Raw genomic sequence first — 19060 nt, forward strand, 5'->3', positions numbered from 1 at the left:
GCGCTCAGGCGTCGGCCGCCTCGGCGTCGGCGGCATCGGCTTTGGCCTTGGATTTGCGCGCCTTGGCGGGCGCGGCCTCTTCCTCGCCCGAAGCGCCATCCAGCGGCAGCTGCGGCACGCCCAGGGCCTCGCGCACCTTGTTCTCGATCTCGACGCGCAACTCGACGTTTTCCTTGAGGAACTCGCGCGCGTTGTCGCGGCCCTGGCCGATCTTCTCGCCGTTGTAGGCGTACCAGGCACCGGACTTCTCGACCACGCGGTGCACCACGCCCAGGTCGAGGATCTCACCCTCGCGGCTGATGCCTTCGCCGAACAGGATGTCGAACTCGGCCGTCTTGAACGGCGGCGAAACCTTGTTCTTCACCACCTTGACCTTGGTCTCGTTGCCGATGGCCTCGTCGCCCTTCTTGATGGTGCCGGTGCGGCGGATGTCCAGGCGCACCGAGGCGTAGAACTTGAGCGCGTTGCCGCCGGTGGTGGTCTCGGGGCTGCCGAACATCACGCCGATCTTCATGCGGATCTGGTTGATGAAGATGACCGTGCAGTTGGTCTTCTTGATGGTCGCCGTGAGCTTGCGCAGGGCCTGGCTCATGAGCCGCGCCTGCAGGCCGGGCAGCTGGTCGCCCATCTCGCCCTCGATCTCGGCCTTGGGCGTGAGCGCGGCCACCGAGTCGATGACGACCAGGTCCACCGCACCCGAACGCACCAGCGAGTCGACGATCTCCAGCGCCTGTTCGCCGGTGTCGGGCTGGCTGATCAGCAGCTCGGGCAGGTTCACGCCGAGTTTTTGCGCGTACTGCACGTCCAGGGCGTGCTCGGCGTCGACGAAGGCGCAGGTGCCGTTCAGGCGCTGCATCTCGGCGATGACCTGCAGGGTGAGCGTGGTCTTGCCGGACGATTCCGGGCCGTAGATTTCGATCACGCGGCCACGCGGCAGGCCGCCGACGCCCAGGGCGATGTCCAGGCCCAGCGAGCCGGTGGAGACAACCTGGATGTCCTCGATCTGCTCACCCTCGCCGAGCTTCATGATCGTGCCCTTGCCGAACTGCTTTTCGATCTGGGCCAGCGCGGCCTGCAGGGCCTTGGCCTTTTCGCTGTTGAGGGCGGCGTTTTTCACGGGTGCATCCATCGGTGGCTCCTGAGCGGTGAGTGGGTGTTGACTTAGGCTGACTGTGATCGCATCCAGTACTGGATGCATGGCCAGCAGTTTAGCCGCGTATTTCTCGCCAACAAGCCAATTTTTGGTCAGTTTGCCTGACAATAAGGCCATGGTTCCCTTGCCCGACGACCGCTGGCGCGGCGGCCACCTGGGCCGCCTGTTGGGCGAGGCCCTGCGCCGCTTCGACGCCCGCGTGCTGCATCTGATGGCGCACGACGCCGAGGTGCCGCTGGCCCTGTCCAACCTGGCGGCGCGCCAGCAGGTGGGCGCGGCGCACGTGCACATCACGCGCCACCTGTCGCTGCGCGGCTCGCGCCTCACCGAGCTGGCGCAGGCGGCCGGCATGAGCAAGCAGGCCATGGGCGACCTGGTCGCGCAGTGCGAGGCCTGGGGTCTGGTGCGGCGCGAAAGCGACCCGCGGGACGCGCGCGCGCGCCGCATCGTCTTCACTCCCGACGGCCTGCTCTGGCTGGACGCCTTCCGCCGCGCCGTCGCCCAGGCCGAGGCCGAGTTCGCCGCCCAGGTGGGCCAGGAGGTTGCCACGGTGGTGGCCATCGGCCTGGAAGCCTATGCGCAGGCCTGAAGCGCCACTCGGGGCGCGGCGCCATCCCTACAATGCCCGACGACCTGAGGAGACAAGCCATGCGCATCCTGATCGCGGAGGATGACCACGTCCTGGCCGACGGCCTGCTGCGCAGCCTGCGCGCGGCCGGCGCGGCGGTCGATCACGTGGCCAGCGGCACCGAGGCCGATGCGGCCTTGATGACCAACAACGAGTTCGACCTGCTCATCCTCGACCTGGGCCTGCCGCGCTTGCACGGCCTGGAAGTGCTCAAGCGGCTGCGCTCGCGCGGCTCGGCCATGCCGGTGCTGATCCTCACCGCGGCCGACAGCGTGGAGGAGCGCGTCAAGGGCCTGGATTTCGGCGCCGACGACTACATGGCCAAGCCCTTCTCGCTGCAGGAGCTGGAAGCGCGCGTGCGCGCCCTCACGCGCCGCGGCATGGGCGGCAGCACCAACTTCATCCGCCACGGCCCGCTGGAGTACGACCAGGCCGGCCGAGTGGCCACCATCGACGGCAAGCTGATCGAGCTGTCGGCGCGCGAGCTGGGCCTGCTGGAGGTGCTGCTACAGCGCGCGGGCCGCCTGGTCAGCAAAGACCAACTGGTCGAGCGCCTGTGCGAATGGGGCGAGGAAGTCAGCACCAACGCGATCGAGGTCTACATCCACCGCCTGCGCAAGAAGATCGAGAAAGGCCCGATCCGCATCGCCACCGTGCGCGGCCTCGGCTACTGCCTGGAGAAGGTGTGAGCCAGCCCGCGCCGGACGACGGCACGGCGCGCCAGACCACCCCCACCACCATCTCCTTCGGCCTGTTCCAGCGCGAGCAGCGCAGCCTGTTCGGCGAGATCCTGGACTGGATGCTCACGCCGCTGCTGCTGCTGTGGCCGCTGTCGCTCGCGCTCACCTGGGTGGTGGCGCAGGGCATCGCCAACAAGCCCTTCGACCGCGCGCTCGAATACAACCTGCAGGCGCTGGCGCAGCTGGTGGTGGTAGAGAACGGCGCGCTGCGCTTCGCGCTCGACCCGCAGACGCGCGACCTGCTGCGCGCCGACGACTCCGACCTGGTGTACTTCCAGCTCGTCGACGGGCACGGCCAGTTCGTCAGCGGCGAGGTCGAGTTGCCCGGACCGCCCCCCGACGAGGTGCCCGAGGCCGGCCGCGTGCGCCAGCGCGACGACGTGCTGCGCGGCGATGCAGTGCGCGTGGCCTACACCTGGCTCGCGCGGCCCGACCCGCGGCACCCGGTGCTGCTGCAGGTGGCCGAAACCACGGGCCGGCGCTCCACGCTGGCCAACGAGATCATCAAGGGCGTGATGGTCCCGCAGTTCGTCATCCTGCCGCTGGCGGTGTTGCTGGTCTGGCTGGCGCTGGTGCGCGGCATCCGCCCGCTGTCCGACCTGGAGCAGCGCATCCGCGCGCGCCGCCCGGACGACCTCAGCCCGATCGAGGAGGCCGACATCCCACAGGAGGTGGCGCCCCTGGTGGCCTCGATCAACGACCTGCTGGCGCGGCTGAAGGCCTCGCTGACCACGCAGCGCCGCTTCCTGGCCGACGCCGCGCACCAGCTCAAGACGCCGCTGGCCGGCCTGCGCATGCAGGCCGAGCTGGCGCAGCGTGAGTCCGACCCGGCCGGCCTGCGGGGCTCGCTGCAGCAGATCGCGCGCGCCAGCGCCCGCGCCACGCACACCGTGAACCAGCTGCTGGCGCTGGCACGCGCCGAGACCACCGGCCGCACCCTGCCGAGCGCGCGCGTCGATCTGGCGCGGCTGGTCGCCGCCGTGGTGCGCGACACCGTGCCGCGCGCGCTGGAGCTGGGCGTGGACCTGGGCGTGGAAGGCGACCACGAGGTGCCCGAGGAGCTGCAGCTCACCGGCAACCCCACCCTGCTGCAGGAAATGGTGCGCAACCTCGTGGACAACGCCATGGCCTACAGCGGGCCCAAGGGCGTGGTGACCGCGCGCGTGCTGGTGGACCGCTTCAGCGGTGTGCAGCTGGTGCAGGTGGAGGACAACGGCCCGGGCATCCCGGTGAGCGAACGGGCACTGGTGATGCAGCCCTTCTACCGCGCGCTGGGCACGGACGTGGACGGCTCGGGTCTGGGCCTGGCCATCGTGCAGGAGATCGCCCAGCAGCACGGCGCCACCGTGCACATGGAAGACGCGCACCCGGAGCGCGGCCGCCCGGGTCTGCGAGTGTCGGTTCGCTTCGTGGCGAAGCAGGCGAGCGAGTGAAACCCGCCGCCCGCCGCCGCTTCAGCCTTTGTAGACGTTGAGCTCCAGGCGCTCGCGCTCCATGGCGCGCGCCACCGCCGGCAGCGCCGCGAAGCGCTGCACCAGCGCCCAGGTGGCGGGCAGGCTGTTGGGGTCGATGCCCGCGAAGCCGCCCCAACGCAGCAGGGTGAGCGCGTAGGCGTCGAGCGCGCCGGGCTTGTCGCCGCCGAGCCAGGGGCTGGCCTTCTGGGCCAGCGCCTCGAGCTCGCCGAGCAGGCCGCGGTAGACCTCCACCGCGTGCGCCTTCACGGCCTTCTGCGCGGCCTCGTCGGCGGTGAACTTCTGGGGCATGAACACGTGCGTGAAGGTGGGGTGCACGGTGTTGTTCATCCAGGCCAGGGTCTGCAGCGCGCGCGTGCGCGCCACGCCCGAGGCGGGCAGCAGGCCGGCCTCGGGGAACTGGGCGTCCAGGTAGAGCACGATGGCCGGGATCTGGGTGATGACCTCGTCGCCATCCACCAGCACCGGCACCTGGCCGCGCGGGTTGATGGCCAGGTACTCGGGCGCGCGCTGCTCGCCCTTGTGCAGCTTGACCATCGACGGCTCGAAGCTGGCGCCAGCGAGCTCGAGCGAGCTGTGCGGAACGAAGGAACACGCGCCGGACGCGTAGTAGAGCTTGAGGCCCATGGGATCGGTCTCCTGGAAGTGTTGAAGGAATTCAGCTCAGGTGATCGCCGACCAGGCCGGCGATCTCGAACATGGTGACGGCGTCTTTGCCGAAGACCGGGCGCAGCTTGGCGTCGGCCTTGATGCGGCGCTTGTCCGCCGGGTCCTGCAGGCCATTGGCCTTGATGTAGTCCCACAGCTTCTTGACCACCTCGGGCCGCGACACCGGCCCTTCGCCGATGACGGCGGCCAGCGCCGCGCTGGGCTGCTTGCCGGTGGCGGCGGTGGCCTTGCGCGGGGCCTTCTTCTCGGCCGGCGCCTTCTTGGCGGCCAGCGCCTTCTTCGCGGCGGCCTTCTTTGCCGGCGCGGCCGCCTTGGCGGCCGGGCGCGCGCCCGCCTTGCGCGGCGGGTACTTGCTGTCGCGCGGCTCGAATTCGAAGTTCACCTTGCCGGCCTCGGCGTCCCAGGCCAGGAAGGCCTTGAACGAGCGGCGCGTGCGCATGGAGACAAACTTGTCGAGCAGGTCGGTCTTGCCGGTGGCCAGCAGCTTGCTCATCTGCTCGCGCGCCACCGGCTGCTGCAGGATGACCTTGCCGCTCTTGAAGTCGCAGCTCGGCGTGGGCTGCTGCGCCGTGGGCACGGCGCGCTCGCACACGTAGTTGGCGCCGTGCTCGTGCACCGCGCCGCCGCACTTGGGGCAGGCGCCCAGCGATTCGCTGCCGGAGAAGTCGACCAGTTCACCGGTCTCCTCGTCCTTGCGGTCGTCGCCGAAGTCGAATTCGAGCTTCCAGTTGCGGTCTTCCTCGCTGTGCTTGAGCACGAGCTCGGCCACGAAGGGCCAGCCCGCCTTGGAGCGAAAGCCCTCGAGCGGGCCGATGCGCTTGTCGCGCAGGAAGGCATCGGCCTCGGCCGTTTCGAAGGTGCGCCCGGCGGGCGACTTGGTGAACGAGAAGCCGCAGCCCTCGCCGGCGCCGTCGGCGCCGGTGCAGGCGAAGCGGCGGTAGTTCTCCTTCACCACGCCGCCGCAGTTGGGGCAGGGCGTGGACAGCGTGGCGTAGTCGCCCGGCACGGTGTCGCGGTCGTACTCCTTGGCCTTCTTCACCAGGCGCTCGGTCATGGACGCGATCTCGGCCATGAAGGCGTCGCGCGACAGCTTGCCGTGCTCCATCTGCGCGAGCTTGTACTCCCACTCGCCGGTGAGCTCGGGCTTGGACAGCTCCTCCACCTCCAGGCCGCGCAGCAGCGTCATGAGCTGGAAGGCCTTGGCGGTGGGGATGAGCTCGCGGCCTTCGCGCAGCATGTACTTCTCGGCCAGCAGGCCTTCGATGATGGCCGCGCGCGTGGCCGGCGTGCCCAGGCCTTTTTCGTGCATGGCCTCGCGCAGCTCCTCGTCGTCGATGAGTTTGCCGGCGCCTTCCATGGCGGCCAGCAGCGTGGCTTCGCTGTAGCGCGCGGGCGGGCGGGTCTGCAGGCCCTTGTGCTCCACCGACTCGGTCCGCACGGTCTCGCCTTCGCGCACCGGCACCAGGTTCTGGCCCTTCTCGCCGGGCTTGGCGCCTTCCACCTCGTCGGCGGCTTCCTTGCCGTAGACCGCCATCCAGCCCGGGTTGACCAGCACCTTGCCTTCGGTCTTGAAGTGGTGGTTGAGCACGCTGCTGATGCGCGTGGTCACGGTGAACTCTGCGCTGGGGAAGAACACCGCGATGAAGCGGCGCACCACCAGGTCGTAGAGCTTCTGCTCGGCCTCGGACAGGCCACTGGGTGCCTGCAGCGTGGGAATGATGGCGAAGTGGTCCGAGACCTTGCTGTTGTCGAAGATGCGCTTGCTCGGGCGGATGTAGCCCTTGGTCAGCGCGGTCCGGGCGTGCGGTGCCAGGTGCACCATGCCGCTGCCGGCCAGCATCTCGAAAGTGTCCTTGACCGTGCCCAGGTAGTCCTCGGGCAGGGCGCGCGAATCGGTTCGCGGGTAGGTCAGGGCCTTGTGGCGTTCGTACAGGCTTTGCGCGAGCTGCAGCGTGGTCTTGGCCGAGAAGCCGAAGCGGCCGTTGGCCTCGCGCTGCAGGCTGGTCAGGTCGTAGAGCTGGCCGCAGGCCTGGGTGGTGGGCTTGCTCTCTTCCTTCACGCTGGCGGCCTTGCCGCGCACCGCATCCACGATGGCCTGCGCCTCCTGCAGGCTCCAGACGCGGTCGGCGCGCAGATCGGCGTCGGCGTCCTCGCCCGTGGGCTTCTTGAAGTCGGGGTTGAACCACTTGCCGGGGTACTCGCCGGCCTCGGCCAGGAAGCTGGCGTGGACCTCCCAGTAGTCGCGCGGGCGGTGCGCGCGGATCTTTTCCTCGCGCTCCACGACGATGGACAGGGTAGGCGTCTGCACCCGGCCCACCGTGGTGAGGAAGAAGCCGCCATCGCGCGAGTTGAAGGCGGTCATGGCGCGCGTGCCGTTGATGCCCACCAGCCAGTCGGCCTCGGAGCGGCTGCGCGCCGCATCGGCCAGGCCGCGCATCTGCGCGTCGCTGCGCAGCTTGTCGAAGCCCTCGCGGATCGCTGCCGGCGTCATGGACTGCAGCCACAGCCGGCGCACCGGCTTGCCCAGGCCCTGGTACTGGCCACCCTTCTGGCCACCGGCGTACTGCTCGATCAGGCGGAAGATCAGCTCGCCCTCACGGCCCGCGTCGCAGGCGTTGATGAGTTCGCCGACGTCCTTGCGCCGCGCCAGCTTGACCACCGCGTTGAGCCGCGACTTCGCCTTGTCGATCGGCTTGAGCTCGAAGTACGGCGGCAGCACCGGCAGGTGGGCGAAGCTCCACTTGCCGCGCTTGACGTCGAACTGCTCGGGCGCGGCGATCTCCACCAGGTGGCCCACGGCGGAGGTCACGACATAGCGCTCGTTCTCGAAGTGCTCGTCGTGCTTGTCGAACTTGCCCGCCACCGGCGTGAGCGCGCGCACGATGTCCTGCGCCACGGACGGCTTCTCGGCAATGACCAGTGTTTTGGCAGAACCTTCGGTTTTCATCTCTACAATCCGCTCCCACGCGCGCTCGCGCATGCACACACGTGCGCGCGCTTGTCGTGCGCGCACCCACGCGCGCACTCGCATGAAACAACCTTACCAAAGAAATCCGACGTGACGAAAACCCCGCGCAAGCCCTCGGCACGCTCCGCATCCCCGGCCAAGTCCAGCGACGCGCGCCGCATCCAGACGCGCCGCTCCGGGGTGCACGGCAAAGGCGTCTTCGCGCTGGTGGACATCGCGCCGGGCGAAACGCTGATCGAGTACACGGGCGAGGTCATCACCTGGGCAGAAGCGCTGGACCGCCACCCGCACGACCCGAGCGACCCGAACCACACCTTCTACTTCCACATCGACGAAGAACACGTGATCGATGCGAAGTACGGCGGCAACTCGGCGCGCTGGATCAACCACAGCTGCAAGCCCAACTGCGAGGCCGACATCGAGGATGGCCGCGTGTTCATCCGCAGCCTGCGCGCCATCGAGGCCGGCGAGGAGCTGTTCTACGACTACGGCCTCGTCATCGACGAGCCGCTCACGCCCAAGCTCAAGGCCCAGTACCCCTGCTGGTGCGGCGCCAAGAAGTGCCGCGGCACGCTGCTGGCGCCCAAGCGCGGCGGGCGCGCCACCAAGCTGGGGTAAGGCCATGAGCGCCTCGCTCGCGGGCGGCGCCGAAGCCATCTGGCAGGCGGTGGTGCCCGACCTGCCCGGCTTCACGGTCGAGGTGCTGGAAGAGATCGACTCCACCAACACCGAGCTCATGCGCCGCGCGCGCACCGCGCCGCTGGACCCGGTGCTGCTGGTGGCCGAGCGCCAGACCGCCGGGCGCGGCCGGCTGGGACGTGGCTGGCACAGCCGGCCCGGCCAGTCGCTCACGTTTTCGCTCGGCCTGTCGCTGGCGCCGCGCAGCTGGTCGGGCCTGTCGCTCGCGGTGGGCCTGGTGCTGGCCGAGCAACTGCACCCGGACGTGCGCATCAAGTGGCCGAACGACCTCTGGCTCATGGGCCGCAAGCTCGGCGGCATCCTGGTCGAAACGGCGGGCCAGGCCGACGACCGCGAAGGGCCGCGCTCGGTGGTGATCGGCGCGGGCATCAACGTCGCGCGACCGGCCGAGTCGGCGCTCGCCGGCGCACCCGCCAGCCCCATGGGCGGCGTGCCGCCGGCCGGGCTGGCCGAGGTGGAGGTGGGCGTGACCCCCGCCGAGCTGCTGCCGCGGCTGGTGCCGCCGCTGGTGCGCGAGGTGCTGAGGTTCGCCAGCGAAGGTTTTGCACCGTTCGCCGCGCGCTACGCGGCGCGCGACGCGCTGAAGGACCGCGAGCTGCGCCTGAGCGATGGCAGCACCGGCAGCGCCTGCGGCGTGGCCGAGGACGGCGCGCTGCTGGTGCGCGTGAACGGCCAGCTGCGCCGCGTGGACAGTGCGGAAGTGAGCGTGCGCCCATGTTGAGGTGGACGATCGCCGTGCTGCTGGCGGCCAACAGCCTGTATTTCGCCTGGACGCAGGGCCATCTCGCCGCCATCGGTTTCCCGCCGACCAGCGAGCCGCGCGAACCGCAGCGCCTGACGCAGCAGATCGCGCCCGAGAACGTGCGCCTGCTCAATGGGCCGCGCGGCGCCGAGCCGCCTACCGCGCCGGCGCCCGCGCCCGAGTCCGCCGTCCCGGCCCACCCCCCGGTGGCCGCGGCGCCGGCGGCCGTGGAGGCGCCGCCCCCCACGGCCCCGGCGGCGCTCGCGGCCACGCCGGCCGCTGCCACACCGGCCGCGGCCAATGAGCCGCGCGCCTGCTGGCAAGCCAGCGGATTCAGCCCCGAGCAGGCCGAGCTGCTGCGCGCCGAGCTGCGCCTGCTCGGCCTGGGCGGTGGCGACTGGCAGCTCACCGAAACCCGCAGTCCCGGGCGCTGGATCGTCTACATGGGGCGCTACGACAGCGCCGAACAGGCCAGCCGCAAGAAGGCCGAACTGCGCGCCATGGGCGTGGAATTCCGCGACGTCAACACCAACGGCCTGGCGCCCGGCATCGCGCTGGGCACGTTCTCCAGCGAGGAAGCGGCGAGCGAAGGGCTGCAGCTGGCCGAGCGGCGCAACGTGCGCACGGCCCGCGTGGTGCAGGAACGCGCCGAGAGCCTGAGCTATTCGCTGCGCCTGCCGGCCATCGGCGAGACCGTTCGCGCGCGCATCGAGGCACTGGGCCCGGCCATGGCGGGCCGCAGCCTGCAACGCTGCAACTGACGCCTCCGATCCGGCGTGTGGAACCCGGTGGTGTTCAGCGGCGGCGGCGCGATGCCCGCGCCACGCCCAGGCCCCACAGCGCCAGCCCCAGGCCCCACCAGGCCCCCAAGGCACCGCCCCCGCCACCCGTGACCGGCGGCGCGGGTGGGGCCACCGCGCGCACGATGACGGCGTCGCTGCCGGTGTCGCCATTGCTGTCGGTGACCTTGAGCCGGAACACCCAACGGCCCTCCACGGCGGGCAATTGCACGCCGGTCACGGACTGGGTGTTGTTGGGGATGGCGACGGCGGTGGAGCCGCTGTCCTGGGTCCATTGGTAGCCCGTGAGGGTCGCCGGCGCGAGCGCCACGCTGGCCTGGCCATCGAGCGTGACAAAGGCACCCGGAGCCACGACATTCACCGCCTGGATCACGGCGGCAGGGCCCGTGGCCAGTTGCAGGGACCGGTCCGCGTCGAGCAGGCCGGCGCCGCAGGTGGTGGCGGTGCACTGGCAGACCCCACTGTTGGCCGGGCCGCAGGCCAGCCCGCCCGCCGGGGTGTGTGACCGCACGCCGGCCTGCATGCGCTCCATCAGCGCTTGCGGGGTGAGGTGGGGGTTGAGGGCGAGCATGAGGCTGGCCACGCCGGCGGCCTGGGGCGCGGCGAAGCTGGTGCCCTTTTTGTAGCCGTAGGTGTCGCCGCCCGGCGCGGGTGCGCTCAGACCGGAGTTCGTGGTCGAGTAGAGGTTGTCCGGGTCCAGGGGCGTGGTGCCCGAGCCGCCCGGCGCGGCCAAGGCCACGTTGGCCCCGAAGTTGGAATAGTCCGCCTTGGCGCCGTCGCGCTGCACCGACGCCACGGCCATCACCCCCTCGCAGTCGGCCGGGCGCGTGAGCGGGCCCGACTCGTTGCCCGCGGCCACCACCAGCAAGGCGCCCGCCGCCCGCACGTCGTCCACGGTGGTTTGGTACGCCGGGCTGCAGGCCGAGCTGCCACTGAAACTCAGGTTGATCACGCGCGCCGGCGTGGGATTGGCCGGCACCCCGGCCACCGGCAGGCCGGCGGCCCAGCGCACGCCATCGAGCAGGTCGGACACCAGGGCGCCGCACTTGCCCGACACCCGCACGGGCAGGATGCGCGCCTGCCAGTTCAGGCCCGCCACCCCGATGCCGTTGTCGGTCGCCGCGGCGATCTGGCCGGCGATGAAGGTGCCGTGCCAGGAACTGAAGCCCAGCTCGCAGCCCGAGAACAGCGGGTTGTTGAGGTCGCTGGGGTAGATCCAGTCGCCGGGGTCGCTCGCATCGGCGTCCCGGCCGTTGCCGTCGTTGGCCACCTGCAATTCGCTCACGAAGTCGTACCCCGCGAGCAGCTTGCCGGCCAGGTCGGGGTGGCCAAAGCGCACACCGCTGTCCACCACGGCCACGACCGTGGAACTGAGTCCGGTGCCGAGATCCCACGCGGGCGGCAGGTTGAGCCCCGCCGGTTCGCCGTCGCCCGGGCCGCGCAGGTGCCACTGCAAGCCGTAGTTCGCGTCGTTGGGCACCAACTGCGGGCGCACGAGCACATTGGGCTCGACCCAGGCCACGTCCGGGTGCAGGCGCACGCGGCGCAGGGCGTCGGCCAGCGCGCGGCCCTGCATCGGGCGGTCAAAGCGCAGCAGCGCCGCACGACCCGCCTCGCCGACGGAGGCGGCGCGCACGCCGGTGTCGCGCGCCAGCCGCTCGGTTTGTTCGCGCGAACGCTGGGTCGCCCGTTGCCAGGCGCCGGCCAGCCGGGCCTCGCGGTCGGCCCAGGGGCCGCGGTCGGTTTCCTCGCGGCTCAGCGGATTGGCGCCGTCGCGGTAACCGACGATGAGGCCGAAGGCCGGGGCATCGCCAGGGGCCGCCGGCTGCGCGGCCAAGGCGTTGCCCAAGGCCAGAGCGACCAGGGCCAGGACATATCCGCGCAACAGCTTTGAAACCATGGGTGGGTTGTAGCACGCGGGCCCACCAAATCCACGGCGCTTCCGACCGGGCCCATGCGGAGTTACCCCAGAAGGAATTTGCAAATCCTTTTCATCACATGGCCGACGCCATCCTTTGGCCGTCGAACCAGGCCAGGGCCTCGTTCCACAAGGGCTGGGCGCGCGGGCGGAAGTAGCCCATGTGCCCGATGGGACCCAGGCCGTCGCGGCGCGAGTCCAGGGTCACGGCCTTCACGGGCGCGTTGCGGTACCCGGCCATGAAGGCGTCTCGCGAGACCGGTGGCGCCCAGGCATCGTCGAGCGCATTGACCGCCACGATCGGAAAGCGCACGGCGTCGAAGCGCGCGGTCACCTCGCGCATCTGCGGGTCGTCGAAGAAGTAGCGCGGGAAGCGGCACCAGTGGCGCCACTGGCGGTAGACGTCGATCGGCAGGTCCTCGCCCATGCCGAGCTTGCTCCAGGGCAGGTAGCCGGCCAGGCGCGTGGCCACGGGACCGATGAGGTTCCACATGATCTGCACGCGCAGGCGCTCAAGCGGCGGCATCCAGCCGTGCCAGCCGGCGCCGGTGGCGAAGGTGTAGGCCGCGTCCACGTGCTCCGGGTGCGGCAGCAGGCCCAGGGCGTGGCCGCCGTAGGAATGGCCCACCAGCCACAGCGGCACGCCGGGCGCGCGCATGGCGGCCACGGCGGCGGCCAGGTCAAGCCGGCCCCAGTCGAGGTAGTCCATGCGAAAGCCCTTGAGGCTGTTCGGCGCCGAGCGGCCGATGCCGCGGTAGTCGAGCGTGAGCACATCGACGCCCTGCGCGGCCACGTGCTGCGCGAAGCGCTTGTAGAAGCCCTGGGGCACCGCCGTGGCGCCGCCCACCACGAGGTGCGCGCGCGGCGGCGTCGGACCACGGTAACGATGGGCCGCCAGCGGGTAGCCGTCGGCGGCGTGCAGGGTCAGGGGCTCGATGCGCACGGCATCGGCGGTCGCGCGGTCCTGGTGGGCGGGGTTCATGGCGGTGGCTCCTGAAGTGGGTCGCAGAACGGACTGGCCGACAGCAAGGCCAGCAGGGTGTCGGCGGCGCGCTGCATGGGCTCGATGCTGTGCGCCACGCGCGACTGCAGCAGACCGCCTTCGTAGGCGGCGACGATGAGCGCGGCCAGGCCCTGGGCGCGCTCGGCGGGCAGGCCGGCACCGGCCAGGCCCTGGGCGATGCGCTCGCGCACGCGCCCGAAGGCGCGCGCCAGGGCCTCGCGCAGGGCGCGGTCCTCGGGTCCGGATTCCAGCGCCACCGTGGCGAGTGGACAGCCGGCCTCGAAGCCGGTCTCCTGCAGGCGGGCGGTGGCGCCCGCGATCCAGCGGCGCATGGCCAGCAGCGGGTCGGGCGTGCCGGCGAGCAGCTTGTCCAGGCCGGTGGTCATGCGCCCCACCACCTGGTCGATGGCGGCCACGGCCAGCTCGGTCTTGCCGCCCGGGAAATGGTGGTAGAGCACGCCCTTGGGCGCCTGGGCCGCCCGCAGCAGCTCGGTCAGGCCGATGCCGTGCAGGCCGCGCCGGCGCAGGGCGTCGGTCATGGCGGCGATGAGGCGCTCGCGGGCGGGCTCGACAGGCGGTGGGGCGGGCATGCCGGGCATTGTCTAGACCGATCGGTCTAGCGTCAATGACGCGGCGGGCCCGAGTGGTCGTCTGGGCGACCCTGGGAGAGGGAGGGAGGCGGCGGGGACAATGCCGGCTTGGGCGCGCCGCTTGCCCGCACCGCAAAAACCGCCGCCATGAACTCCACCGCTTACCTCTACCTCGGCATCGCCATCGTGGCCGAGGTCGCCGCCACCACCGCGCTCAAATCCTCGGCGGGTTTCAGCCGGCTCTGGCCCAGCGTGGCCGTGGTGGTCGGTTATTCCGTGGCCTTCTACTTTCTGGCACTGACCCTGAAAACCTTGCCCACGGGCATCGCCTATGCCATCTGGTCGGGCGTTGGCATCGTGCTGATCTCGCTGCTGGGCTGGCTGGTCCACCGGCAGACGCTGGACCTGCCCGCGCTGCTGGGCATGGGGCTGATCATGGCGGGGGTGCTGGTGATCAACCTGTTCTCCAAGAGCGCCGCGCATTGAGGCCGGTCGCGCCCCAATGAAAAGGCGCCCGAAGGCGCCTTTGCAGCGGAGGGCACGCGGGCCTTACTTGGCCACCACGCGCGCCATTTCCAGGCACTTGTTGGAGTAGCCCCATTCGTTGTCGTACCAGCTCACCACCTTGATGAAGGTGCCGTCGAGCGCGATGCCGGCGTCGGCGTCGAAGATCGAGGTGCGGGCATCGCCGCGGAAGTCGGTGGCCACGACCTTGTCCTCGGTGTAGCCCAGCACGCCCTTGAGCTTGCCTTCGCTCTGCGCCTTCATCTCGGCGCAGATCTCGGCGTAGGTGGCCGCGCTGTTGAGCTCCACCGTCAGGTCGACCACGGACACGTCGCTGGTCGGCACGCGGAAGGACATGCCGGTGAGCTTTTTATTGAGCTCGGGGATCACCACGCCCACCGCCTTGGCCGCGCCGGTGCTGCTGGGGATGATGTTCTCCAGGATGCCGCGGCCGCCGCGCCAGTCCTTGTTGCTGGGGCCGTCCACGGTCTTCTGGGTGGCGGTGGCCGCGTGCACGGTGGTCATCAGGCCGCGCTTGATGCCCCACTTGTCGTTGAGCACCTTGGCCACGGGGGCCAGGCAGTTGGTGGTGCAGCTGGCGTTGCTGATGATGGCCTGGCCGGCGTAGGTCTCGTGGTTCACGCCGTAGACGAACATGGGGGTGTCGTCCTTGGAGGGGGCGGACATGATGACCTTCTTGGCGCCCGCGGCCAGGTGCTTCTCGGCGCCGGCCTTGTCCAGGAAGATGCCGGTGGACTCGATCACCACGTCGGCGCCGACCTCGCCCCACTTGAGCTCGGCCGGGTCTTTCACCGCGGTCAGGCGGATCTTCTTGCCATTCACGATGAGGTTCGAGCCCTCGACTTTCACGTCGCCGTCGAAGCGGCCGTGCACGCTGTCGTACTTGAGCATGTAGGCCAGGTAGTCGGGCTCGAGCAGGTCGTTGATGGCGACCACCTCGATGTCCTTGAAGTTGGCGACCGCCGCGCGGAACACCATGCGCCCGATGCGCCCGAAACCGTTGATACCGACCTTGATCGTCATGCTGTCATCTCCAGGGGTTGATTCGGAAAAACCGGAAAAGGATCACTGCCCGGCGAGCACGGCGCGCACCGTGTCCGCCACGTTCTGCTCGGTGAAGCCGAAGTGCTTGAACAGCACCGGCGCGGGCGCCGACTCGCCGTAGGTGTCGATGCCGACCACGGCGCACACGCCGTACTTCCACCAGAAATCGGTGACGCCCATCTCGACCGCGATGCGCGGCAGGCCGGCGGGCAGCACCGCCTTCTTGTAGGCGGCGGCCTGGCGGTCGAAGCGGGTGGTGCTGGGCATGGACACCACGCGCACCGCGATGCCGTGCTCCTTGGCCAGCAGCGCCTGCGCCTTGAGCGCGAGCTGCACCTCGGAACCGGTGGCGATGATCACCGCCTGGGCCTTCTTCTTGCCGGCGGGCTCGGCCAGCACGTAGGCGCCCTTGGCGATGTCGCCCAGGCCGTCCTTGGGCAGGTAGGGCAGGTTCTGGCGCGACAGCAGCAGCGCCGTGGGCCGGTCGCGGTTCTCGAGCGCCACAGTCCAGGCGACGGCGGTTTCCGCGGTGTCGGCGGGGCGCCAGACGTCCAGGCCCGGGATCAGGCGCAGGCTGGCGGCGTGCTCGATCGACTGGTGCGTGGGGCCGTCCTCGCCCAGGCCGATGGAGTCGTGCGTGAAGACGTGGACCACGCGCTGCTTCATCAGCGCGGCCATGCGGATGGCGTTGCGCGAATAGTCGCTGAAGGTGAGGAAGGTGCCGCCGTAGGGGATGTAGCCACCGTGCAGGGCCACGCCGTTCATGATGGCGGCCATGCCGAACTCGCGCACGCCGTAGTTGATGTGGCGGCCCAGGCGGCCGGCCTCGTCGCGCACCACATTGCCAGCGATGTCCAGTCGCAGCGGCGGCGTGGACTGGGTGTTGGTGAGGTTGGAGCCGGTGAGGTCGGCGCTGCCGCCCAGCAGTTCGGGCAGCGCGGCGGTGAAGTGCTCCAGCGCAAGCTGGCTGGCCTTGCGGCTGGCCACGGTCTCGGCCTTGGCGTGGGCCTGGCGGGCCGCGGCGGCGGCCAGCGCGGCGAAGTCCTTCGGCAGCTCGCCCTTCATGCGGCGCTCGAACTCGGCGGCCAGTTCGGGGTGGGCGGCGCGGTAGGCGCGAAAACGCGCGGTCCAGTCGGCCTCGGCCTCGGCGCCGGCGGCTTTCGCGTCCCAGGCGGCGTAGACCTCGTCGGGCACCACGAAGGGCGCGTGCGGCCAGCCCAGGGCCTCGCGCGTGAGCTGGATCTCGTCGGCGCCCAGCGGCTCGCCGTGCGCCTTGGCGGTGTTGGCGCGGTTCGGGCTGCCCTTGCCGATGTGCGTCTTGCAGACGATCAGCGTGGGCTGCTCGGGGTGGCGGCGCGCCTGGGCGATGGCCTGGTCCACCGCGTCCGCGTCGTGGCCGTCGATGGGGCCGATGACGTTCCAGCCGCAGGCCACGAAGCGCAGGGCGGTGTTGTCGATGAACCAGGGCGTGACCTTGCCGTCGATGGAGATGCCGTTGTCGTCGTACAGCGCGATGAGCTTGTTGAGCTTCCAGGCGCCGGCCAGGGCCACGGCCTCGTGGCTGATGCCCTCCATGAGGCAACCGTCGCCCAGGAACACGTAGGTGTGGTGGTCGACGACGGTGTGGCCGGGGCGGTTGAACTCGGCGGCCAGCAGCTTCTCGGCCAGGGCCATGCCCACGGCGTTGGTGATGCCCTGGCCCAGCGGGCCGGTGGTGGTTTCCACGCCGGGGGTGATGCCCACCTCGGGGTGGCCTGCCGTCTTGCTGTGCAGCTGGCGGAAGTGCTTCAGCTCCTGCATGGGCAGCGCGTAGCCCGTGAGGTGCAGCAGCGAGTAGATGAGCATGGAGCCGTGCCCGTTGGACAGCACGAAGCGGTCGCGGTCGGCCCAGTGCGGGTTCACCGGGTTGTGCTTGAGGTGGCGGCCCCACAGCGCGACGGCCATGTCGGCCATGCCCATGGGCGCGCCGGGGTGGCCTGAGTTGGCGGCCTGCACGGCGTCCATCGCCAGAGCGCGGATGGCGTTGGCCATGACCAGGGGAGAGACGGTGACGACGGCGGAGTCGCTCATGAAGACCTCGGGTGGGGTGGGGGCGCGGCGTGGGCGCGTCGCGCGCCGCCCAGCCTGGGGAAAACCCCGGATTTTAGCGACTGGGTCCGTGCCGGCCGCTTGCGCGGGGGGTATCGCCCCTGGCGGCGGGGCGCGCGGCCCGCCGTACGATGGCCGCCCACCCGTGCCCATGACCGATCTGCCCTCCCCCGCGCTGCTGGCGATCTTCGCCGGTGCGGCGCTGGTCGTGTGGTGGGCCGGCGTGCGGCTCACCCAGGCCACCGACCGGCTGGACCAGGCCTTCGGCTGGGGCGAAGAGATGGGCGGGCTGGTGCTGCTGGCGCTGGTGACCAACCTGCCCGAGATTGCCATCACCGCCAGCGCCGCGCTGGGCGGGCGCGTCGAGGTGGCCGTGGCCAACCTGCTGGGCGGCGTGGCCATCCAGACCCTGCTGCTGGCGCTGTTCGACGCCGTGGGCCACCGCGGCGCGGTGCCGCTGTCCACCCGCGTGGCCTCGCCCCAGGCACTGGCCGAGGCGCTGATGGTGATGGCGCTGCTGGCCCTGGTGCTGCTGGGCCACTGGCTGCCGGCCGGCGCCATCCGTTTCGGCGTCACGCCGGACGGCGCGCTGACCATCCTCGCCTGGCTGGGAGGCCTGCTGCTGGTGCGCCGGCTCAGCCAACACCCCTCGGCCGCGCCCCGCCGCCCACGCCGCCGCCCGTCGGACGGCCTGCGCGGCGCGGTCCTGCTGTTCACCGCCGGTGCCGCGCTCACGCTCATCGGCGGCGTCCTGCTGGAGCGCAGCGGCGACGCCCTGGCCCGGCGCTGGGGCATCGACGGCGTGCTGTTCGGCGCCACCGCGCTCGCCGCGTCCACCGCCCTGCCCGAAATCGCCTCCGGTCTGGCCGCGATGCGGCGCCACGAGCCCGCGCTGGCGGTGAGCGACATCCTGGGCGGCAACGCCCTGCTGCCCGTGCTGCTGGTGCTGGCCACGGCACTGGCCGGCCAGGCCGTGATGCCTGGCGCCAGCGCCGAAACGCTGTACGTCACCGCCCTGGGCCTGCTGATGACCGGCGTGGTGGCGGCCGGCCTGCTGTGGCGCCCGCGCCGCAAGCGCCTGGGCATGGGACCGGACAGTTGGGCGCTGCTGTTGGTCTATGCGGCGGGCATGGCCGGCCTGTTCGCCCTGGCCGGCCGCTGAGCCGCCGCGGGGCGGCTACAGTCGAGGCCTAGCCCCTTCACCATGGCCCACCCTGCCCACGCCATCCTCCTGGCCGCCGGCCGCGGCAACCGCATGCGGCCGCTGACCGACCAGTTGCCCAAGCCGCTGCTGGTCGTGCATGGCAAGCCGCTGCTGCAATGGCATGTGGACGCCCTGGCCGAAGCCGGCTGCGCCGACCTGGTGATCAACACCGCCTGGCTCGGCGAGCAGATCCCCGCGCATTTCGGCCCGTACCCGCGCAGCAGCGAAGGCCTGGCGCTGGACATTGCCTACTCCGCCGAGGGCGAGGACTTCGGCTACGCGCTGGAGACCGCTGGCGGCATCGCGCGCGCGCTGCCGCTGCTGGACGAGGTGTTCTGGGTCGTCGCGGGCGATGTCTTTGCGCCCGGCTTCCCCTTCGCCCCCGACGCGCTGGAGCGCTTCGCGCGGGGCGACCGCCTGGCCCACCTGTGGCTGGTGTCCAACCCCGAACACAACCCCCGCGGCGACTTCGGCCTGAGCCCCGAGGGCCTGGCACTCAACCTCGGGGCAGGCGCCGACGCCCCGCGCCACACCTACAGCACCATCGGCCTGTACCGGCGCGCGCTGTTCGAGACCCCGTGGTTCGACATTCCGTCCGGCAACCCGCAGGGCCGCGCCGAGCCGCTGGCGCCGCTGCTGCGCCGGGCCATGGACGCCGGCCGCGTGAGCGCCGAGCTGTACCCGGGGCCCTGGACGGATGTGGGGACGCCCCAGCGCCTGGCCGAGTTGAACCGGCAGCAACCCCCACCCCCCCCGGCGGCGCGGGCCGCGCCCCCCCAAGGGCGCTGATCCGGCGGCGGGCGGGCGGCGCCGGATC

Annotated in this window: 17 protein-coding genes; 9 read left to right on the forward strand and 8 right to left on the reverse strand. The window is 71.0% G+C overall.

What is annotated here, in order from left to right; all coding sequences use genetic code 11:
* Positions 1-4: 4 nt before the first annotated feature.
* The gene (recA, locus tag SOM08_RS22190) at positions 5-1129 is read right to left on the reverse strand and encodes a recombinase RecA (RefSeq protein ID WP_116960107.1); all 1125 of its coding nucleotides are present in this window, start codon (positions 1127-1129) and stop codon (positions 5-7) included.
* A 139-nt stretch (positions 1130-1268) separates the two neighbouring features.
* Here recA and SOM08_RS22195 point away from each other — a divergent pair, with 139 nt between their 5' ends.
* The 3 genes from SOM08_RS22195 (at position 1269) to SOM08_RS22205 (ending at position 3954) form a co-directional block, all read left to right on the forward strand.
* Positions 1269-1742 carry a MarR family transcriptional regulator gene (locus tag SOM08_RS22195; RefSeq protein WP_322469776.1) on the forward strand — a complete coding sequence of 158 codons (474 nt, stop codon included), beginning with the start codon at positions 1269-1271 and terminating at the stop codon, positions 1740-1742.
* A gap of 59 nt (positions 1743-1801) precedes the next feature.
* A complete protein-coding gene (locus tag SOM08_RS22200; protein WP_116960108.1) occupies positions 1802-2470 on the forward strand; it encodes a response regulator transcription factor in 669 nt (222 codons plus the stop codon).
* 110 nt (positions 2471-2580) lie between these two features.
* Positions 2581-3954: a sensor histidine kinase N-terminal domain-containing protein gene (locus tag SOM08_RS22205; protein WP_416187026.1), complete on the forward strand. Its 1374-nt coding sequence runs from the start codon at positions 2581-2583 to the stop codon at positions 3952-3954.
* A 21-nt stretch (positions 3955-3975) separates the two neighbouring features.
* On the opposite strand, the gene SOM08_RS22210 is transcribed toward SOM08_RS22205, so the two are convergent.
* Positions 3976-4620 carry a glutathione S-transferase family protein gene (locus SOM08_RS22210; RefSeq protein ID WP_116960110.1) on the reverse strand — a complete coding sequence of 215 codons (645 nt, stop codon included), beginning with the start codon at positions 4618-4620 and terminating at the stop codon, positions 3976-3978.
* Positions 4621-4651: 31 nt separating this feature from the next.
* Positions 4652-7609, reverse strand: coding sequence for a DNA topoisomerase III (locus tag SOM08_RS22215; protein ID WP_322469777.1), 2958 nt, complete (start codon positions 7607-7609; stop codon positions 4652-4654).
* Positions 7610-7720: 111 nt separating this feature from the next.
* On the opposite strand from SOM08_RS22215, the gene SOM08_RS22220 reads away from it, so the two are divergent.
* The 3 genes from SOM08_RS22220 to SOM08_RS22230 are packed head-to-tail and all read left to right on the forward strand — an operon-like array spanning position 7721 to position 9832.
* Entirely contained in the window at positions 7721-8248 is a 528-nt protein-coding gene (locus tag SOM08_RS22220; protein ID WP_322469778.1) for an SET domain-containing protein, read from the forward strand.
* A 4-nt stretch (positions 8249-8252) separates the two neighbouring features.
* Positions 8253-9050, forward strand: coding sequence for a biotin--[acetyl-CoA-carboxylase] ligase (locus tag SOM08_RS22225; protein ID WP_116960112.1), 798 nt, complete (start codon positions 8253-8255; stop codon positions 9048-9050).
* A complete protein-coding gene (locus SOM08_RS22230; protein ID WP_322469779.1) occupies positions 9044-9832 on the forward strand; it encodes an SPOR domain-containing protein in 789 nt (262 codons plus the stop codon). The genes SOM08_RS22225 and SOM08_RS22230 overlap by 7 nt, the downstream gene beginning before the upstream one ends.
* A 34-nt stretch (positions 9833-9866) precedes the next feature.
* Here SOM08_RS22230 and SOM08_RS22235 read toward each other — a convergent pair whose 3' ends face one another.
* From SOM08_RS22235 to SOM08_RS22245, 3 genes are all read right to left on the reverse strand, one after another.
* Positions 9867-11771 carry a S8 family peptidase gene (locus SOM08_RS22235; RefSeq protein WP_147326251.1) on the reverse strand — a complete coding sequence of 635 codons (1905 nt, stop codon included), beginning with the start codon at positions 11769-11771 and terminating at the stop codon, positions 9867-9869.
* 94 nt (positions 11772-11865) lie between these two features.
* On the reverse strand, positions 11866-12771 hold the full coding sequence (locus SOM08_RS22240; protein WP_322469780.1) for an alpha/beta fold hydrolase: 906 nt from the start codon (positions 12769-12771) through the stop codon (positions 11866-11868).
* The gene (locus SOM08_RS22245) at positions 12768-13382 is read right to left on the reverse strand and encodes a TetR/AcrR family transcriptional regulator (RefSeq protein WP_245981049.1); all 615 of its coding nucleotides are present in this window, start codon (positions 13380-13382) and stop codon (positions 12768-12770) included. Before SOM08_RS22245 ends, SOM08_RS22240 begins: the two co-directional genes overlap by 4 nt.
* A gap of 147 nt (positions 13383-13529) precedes the next feature.
* On the opposite strand from SOM08_RS22245, the gene SOM08_RS22250 reads away from it, so the two are divergent.
* Positions 13530-13868: an SMR family transporter gene (locus tag SOM08_RS22250; RefSeq protein ID WP_322469781.1), complete on the forward strand. Its 339-nt coding sequence runs from the start codon at positions 13530-13532 to the stop codon at positions 13866-13868.
* 63 nt (positions 13869-13931) lie between these two features.
* Here the strand turns inward: SOM08_RS22250 and gap are convergent, their stop codons facing one another.
* Positions 13932-14930 (reverse strand): type I glyceraldehyde-3-phosphate dehydrogenase, encoded by a 999-nt coding sequence (gene gap, locus SOM08_RS22255; protein WP_116960117.1) that lies wholly within the window; start codon positions 14928-14930, stop codon positions 13932-13934.
* 42 nt (positions 14931-14972) lie between these two features.
* Entirely contained in the window at positions 14973-17021 is a 2049-nt protein-coding gene (gene tkt / locus SOM08_RS22260) for a transketolase (RefSeq protein WP_181936536.1), read from the reverse strand.
* Positions 17022-17190: 169 nt separating this feature from the next.
* On the opposite strand from tkt, the gene SOM08_RS22265 reads away from it, so the two are divergent.
* Entirely contained in the window at positions 17191-18201 is a 1011-nt protein-coding gene (locus SOM08_RS22265; protein WP_322469782.1) for a hypothetical protein, read from the forward strand.
* Between the two features lie 42 nt (positions 18202-18243).
* Complete coding sequence (locus tag SOM08_RS22270) at positions 18244-19032, forward strand: nucleotidyltransferase family protein (protein ID WP_322469783.1); 789 nt, start codon at positions 18244-18246, stop codon at positions 19030-19032.
* Positions 19033-19060: the final 28 nt, after the last annotated feature.

Source organism: Hydrogenophaga sp. SNF1 (assembly GCF_034421675.1).
In the GTDB taxonomy this organism is placed as follows: domain Bacteria; phylum Pseudomonadota; class Gammaproteobacteria; order Burkholderiales; family Burkholderiaceae_C; genus Hydrogenophaga; species Hydrogenophaga borbori.

Excerpts from the sequence above, each read along its gene's own strand:
- SOM08_RS22250 (WP_322469781.1), top strand. The coding sequence starts at position 13,530 with ATGAACTCCACCGCTTACCTCTACCTCGGCATCGCCATCGTGGCCGAG.
- recA (WP_116960107.1), bottom strand. The coding sequence starts at position 1,129 with ATGGATGCACCCGTGAAAAACGCCGCCCTCAACAGCGAAAAGGCCAAG.
- SOM08_RS22265 (WP_322469782.1), top strand. The coding sequence starts at position 17,191 with ATGACCGATCTGCCCTCCCCCGCGCTGCTGGCGATCTTCGCCGGTGCG.
- SOM08_RS22270 (WP_322469783.1), top strand. The coding sequence starts at position 18,244 with ATGGCCCACCCTGCCCACGCCATCCTCCTGGCCGCCGGCCGCGGCAAC.
- SOM08_RS22245 (WP_245981049.1), bottom strand. The coding sequence starts at position 13,382 with ATGCCCGCCCCACCGCCTGTCGAGCCCGCCCGCGAGCGCCTCATCGCC.
- SOM08_RS22240 (WP_322469780.1), bottom strand. The coding sequence starts at position 12,771 with ATGAACCCCGCCCACCAGGACCGCGCGACCGCCGATGCCGTGCGCATC.
- SOM08_RS22235 (WP_147326251.1), bottom strand. The coding sequence starts at position 11,771 with ATGGTTTCAAAGCTGTTGCGCGGATATGTCCTGGCCCTGGTCGCTCTG.
- SOM08_RS22200 (WP_116960108.1), top strand. The coding sequence starts at position 1,802 with ATGCGCATCCTGATCGCGGAGGATGACCACGTCCTGGCCGACGGCCTG.
- gap (WP_116960117.1), bottom strand. The coding sequence starts at position 14,930 with ATGACGATCAAGGTCGGTATCAACGGTTTCGGGCGCATCGGGCGCATG.
- SOM08_RS22195 (WP_322469776.1), top strand. The coding sequence starts at position 1,269 with ATGGTTCCCTTGCCCGACGACCGCTGGCGCGGCGGCCACCTGGGCCGC.
- SOM08_RS22205 (WP_416187026.1), top strand. The coding sequence starts at position 2,581 with ATGCTCACGCCGCTGCTGCTGCTGTGGCCGCTGTCGCTCGCGCTCACC.
- tkt (WP_181936536.1), bottom strand. The coding sequence starts at position 17,021 with ATGAGCGACTCCGCCGTCGTCACCGTCTCTCCCCTGGTCATGGCCAAC.
- SOM08_RS22230 (WP_322469779.1), top strand. The coding sequence starts at position 9,044 with ATGTTGAGGTGGACGATCGCCGTGCTGCTGGCGGCCAACAGCCTGTAT.
- SOM08_RS22210 (WP_116960110.1), bottom strand. The coding sequence starts at position 4,620 with ATGGGCCTCAAGCTCTACTACGCGTCCGGCGCGTGTTCCTTCGTTCCG.
- SOM08_RS22215 (WP_322469777.1), bottom strand. The coding sequence starts at position 7,609 with ATGAAAACCGAAGGTTCTGCCAAAACACTGGTCATTGCCGAGAAGCCG.
- SOM08_RS22225 (WP_116960112.1), top strand. The coding sequence starts at position 8,253 with ATGAGCGCCTCGCTCGCGGGCGGCGCCGAAGCCATCTGGCAGGCGGTG.